Annotated in this window: 2 protein-coding genes; both read left to right on the top strand. The window is 61.4% G+C overall.

Translation table 11 applies throughout. From position 1 onward, the window contains the following. On the top strand, positions 1-410 hold a 410-nt coding region (locus ABYO54_RS15125; RefSeq protein WP_372809071.1), incomplete at its 5' end, for a hypothetical protein. A gap of 26 nt (positions 411-436) precedes the next feature. Further along, positions 437-3,735, top strand: a 3,299-nt coding sequence (locus ABYO54_RS15120) for a carbohydrate binding domain-containing protein (protein WP_372809070.1), incomplete at its 3' end; no start/stop codon positions are given.

Here is a 3,735-nt window from a genome sequence, read left to right as displayed (position 1 = left end):
TTTACCACCAAGGTCTGAAGGCACTCGGGAAGTCGGCGGCCGAGGGTATCGCACGTTATCGTGATTTCATCGGCGGGGAGCGTCGGGCGTTCACCCCGGACTGGCGGCTGATGCTCAATGCTTGGCGTCCGCAGACCTGCGCCGACGACGGGGTCGCGGTAGCCGTCGAGGAACAACGGATCTGGAGCAAGCTCTGCCCCGCCGTGAGCGAGGACAAATCGACCGCGCTCCAAGCCCTTCCGGCCGCCTGGATCGTCACGATGTCCGAAGATCCGGAACATATCCGCGCCGTGACGCCGGAAATCCTCGCCGCCCTAGAAAGCTTCGACTACGACCAAGCTCATTACGCCTCGCTGTTTTTCACCGAAAACGTGGTCGAGGAACTCCTTGCTCCCAGCCGGAATCTTTGATCGCGGAAATAGAAAAAGGAAATTAAATGAACTCTAAATTCAGCGTGTTATTGACGGCCGCACTGTTGTGCGCGGCCTCTTCCGAACGTGCCGCGGCGGCGCCGCCGCTGCCCGATCCGGACCCGGTCTTCGAAAGCCGGGGCGCCGCGCGCCAGGATCCGATTTTCCAGGTCGAGACCTTCGCCTATCACCAGCACGGTTCCCATAAGGGGGCCATCTATGAACAACCCTCCTTTCAGGTCGGGAACAAAGCCGTCATGGTGCGCCGGATCGACGGGCGCAACCGGCCGGACAAAGACCAGAACGTCACCATCTACATCGACAACAAGCAGGTGGCCTGCTTCATGTGGTGGGGCTCGTTCAAAGGCGGCGGCTACGGCTATCCGTACCAGGACATCAAGGACGATCCGGATTCGTTGACCATCGACAAAAAGGCCCGGACGGTCACCTACCGCAAACCGTACCTGACCCCCGCCGGAAAACGCGCGGTGTTCACCTATCATCTCAACCCGCTCAAAGACAGCCGGATCGAACTTTCCTGGGACATGGGCGTCAGCCAGCAGGAACTCGAAAACTCGAAAACGGGTTTCGGCGCGGTGCCCTGGTATACCATCCACGAGTACAAAGGCAAGAAACTGACCCTGGGCGGCACGACGTTCAAGGAAGCCAGCCGGGAGCAGCTGGTCGCCTCCAAAAATGGAATCCGCACCCCGGCCACCGGCGATTTCGTCTACAACGCCTCCGATCCGGTGCAGGGATACACTCTGGAACTCGGTGAGCTGACCGGGCAGATCACCGAAAGCATCCATGTGCCGAAAGTCGGCGACGACCGCTACGGCTTGATCAATCGCGCCCGCTATCCGAAACCCCGCGTGACCGGAAAGATCATCATCGACCTGGGCGAGGCCGCACTGCCGCAACAGGATACGCCGCCGCCCGTCGGCGGCATCGATTTCTGGAAGGACGACGCCACCCACGTGCCGATGTCTCCGACCCGCAACGTGATGCCCAATCCCAGCTTCGAGCAGGGCCTTCGCTACTGGACCTGGATCGGCGGCGGCGCCACCTACAAGCCGGACGAAGCACCGCGTCAGGAGGTGGTGCCCGGCGGTAAGTTCGGCAAGAAGGCCGTGATGCTCCGCAATACTCAACACGGCGCGCCCGGACTGATGACCTTCCCACTGTCCCTCGACAAGGGCCAAGTCTACACGCTCAGCTTCTACGCCAAGTCCGAACATGCGAACTCCGCCTTGAAAATGGCTCTGAAGAGCGCGGCGCGCGGCGGTCGCTTCGGCGGCACCGGTCCCTGGGGCGACACCAACAATCCGGACTCCAAATTCACCGTCGGCCAGACCTGGAAACGCTACTCGCGGACCTTCACTGCGGACGCCGCGGGCGTGAGCATTACCCTCTTGGGCGGCAACAACACCCTGGTCGATGGCATTCAGCTCGAAAAGGGGTCAACCCCCACTGAGTTCGTCTCGGCCCCGCTCGACGGCATGCTGACCACGGCCGACCCGGACAACAGCATTGTCAAAGGCAAGCCGATCAACGCGGAGTTTACGATTGTCGGCAAACCGGGCACGGCCGGAGAAGTGACCATTTCGGCCAAAAATGCCTTCCGGGAGATCGTCTACAGCGAGACATTCAAGTTCAAGATCGACGACGAGGGTCTGCAAACCCTCAAACTGGACTTCCAGGAGAAACGGTTTGGCGAGGGCGTGTTCGTGGTCAAGGCCGCCTACACGGTGAAGGGAGTCGCGCCCTATTGCGACTACTACCGCCTTTCGATTATGACGCCCCTTTCCAACACCCATGCCACCAAGAACATCTTCGGAACCCTGGGCCATTACGCCCGAATCAGTCGCGGTGAGGATCTGGCACGCAAATACATGGAATGGGGCTTCGGTTCCACCAGCTGGGGCTACAGCAAAGGCAACGGCAAGCTGCGCCCGGAGTTGGAGAAGAAATACCGCATCGCCAACATCGCCACCATGATCACCAGCCAGGATCCCGAAATCGGCGGCAACTACCGCAAGTGGACAGAGGTCACCCCCGAAATGGAGGCGCGCATCGAACAGGTCGCCTACGAAAGCGCCAAACTGCGCGATCCCGAGCAGTACGACATCTGGGCCTTTGGCAACGAGGAGGAGGGGTCCGGTCTGGTCCGCAACAAGAAATTCGACGAGTACTTCAAGGCCCAGGCCGCCACCGCCCGCGGCGTCAAACGCGCCATGCCAACCGCGAAAATCATGCCCACCTGCGGCACCTCGGGCTACTCGCGGTTGCGCGGCTACGACGCCATCGAAGGCTATCTGAAAGCGGCGCAAAAACACGGGTTGAAATACGATGCGCTGGCGGTCCATCCCTATGGCAATATCGATAGGGGCACGCTTTCCAACAACGATCTGGACGAGGAGACCGCCCGGCTGATTGCCCAGATGGAACGCTACGGCTACGGCCGGGAAACCCCGATCCACTACACGGAAATGTTCAACACCCCGGAAGCCTACGTTCCGGCCTGGTCGGCGGATACCGCCTACGACCATTATCAGGCGGGAAAACCCACCTACGACTTCGGCAATCGCGAATTCATCCATGCGGCCTCCGCGGCCCGGGCCTGGCTCATCATGCTCAAATACTGGCCCCGGGTCCAGTCCTCCAATATCTGGGTCTCGCGCCCGTTTCTGGATCTGTATCTGACGCCGCTCCTACTCAACAAGGTAGCCAATACCCTGGGCACCCATCTGGGATACGTTGAGTACTTGGCCGACATCAAACCGGCCGCCGGCATCCGCGGCTACGCGTTCAGACTCAAGGACGGCACGGGCGTCGCGGCGGTCTGGTGCGTAAGCCACGATGTGGAAAACGGCCTGACCCGCGGCCCGGCCATCCAAGCGACATTCGGCCAGAGCGTCGAGTTCGTCGATCTGATGGGCAACCCACGTTCGTCCAAGGCCGATAAAGCCGGGAACACGTCGATTCAGCTCACCCCGGCCCCGCTGCTGATCAAGGCCAAAGACGCCGCGCTCCTGGCCATGGCGCTCCAGGCGGCCGAAACCAACGACGCCGCCTCGGCGATCAGCGTCTCACTCCGCCCCGAACTCGGCGGCGAGGTGAACGCGGTCGTCAAGAATCTGACCGGCCGCGGCCAGAGCGGCACCCTGCGCGTCGCGGATAAAACCCTGGCCTACAGCCTCAAACCCGATGGCGAGCAAGTGCTGTCGATTCCCGACGGCAACCAGGGCGCAACGCCGGGCAAGATGTACAAATGGGACAGTGGCTTCAAGGTGGACCCGAGCCGGGGAACCGGACTCGTCAAGGA

This window comes from Pontiella sp., from assembly GCF_041622395.1.
Taxonomy (GTDB): Bacteria; Verrucomicrobiota; Kiritimatiellia; order Kiritimatiellales; family Pontiellaceae; genus Pontiella.
Note: the sequence above shows the minus strand (reverse complement) of the source record. Positions and strands in the feature narration are given on the sequence as shown.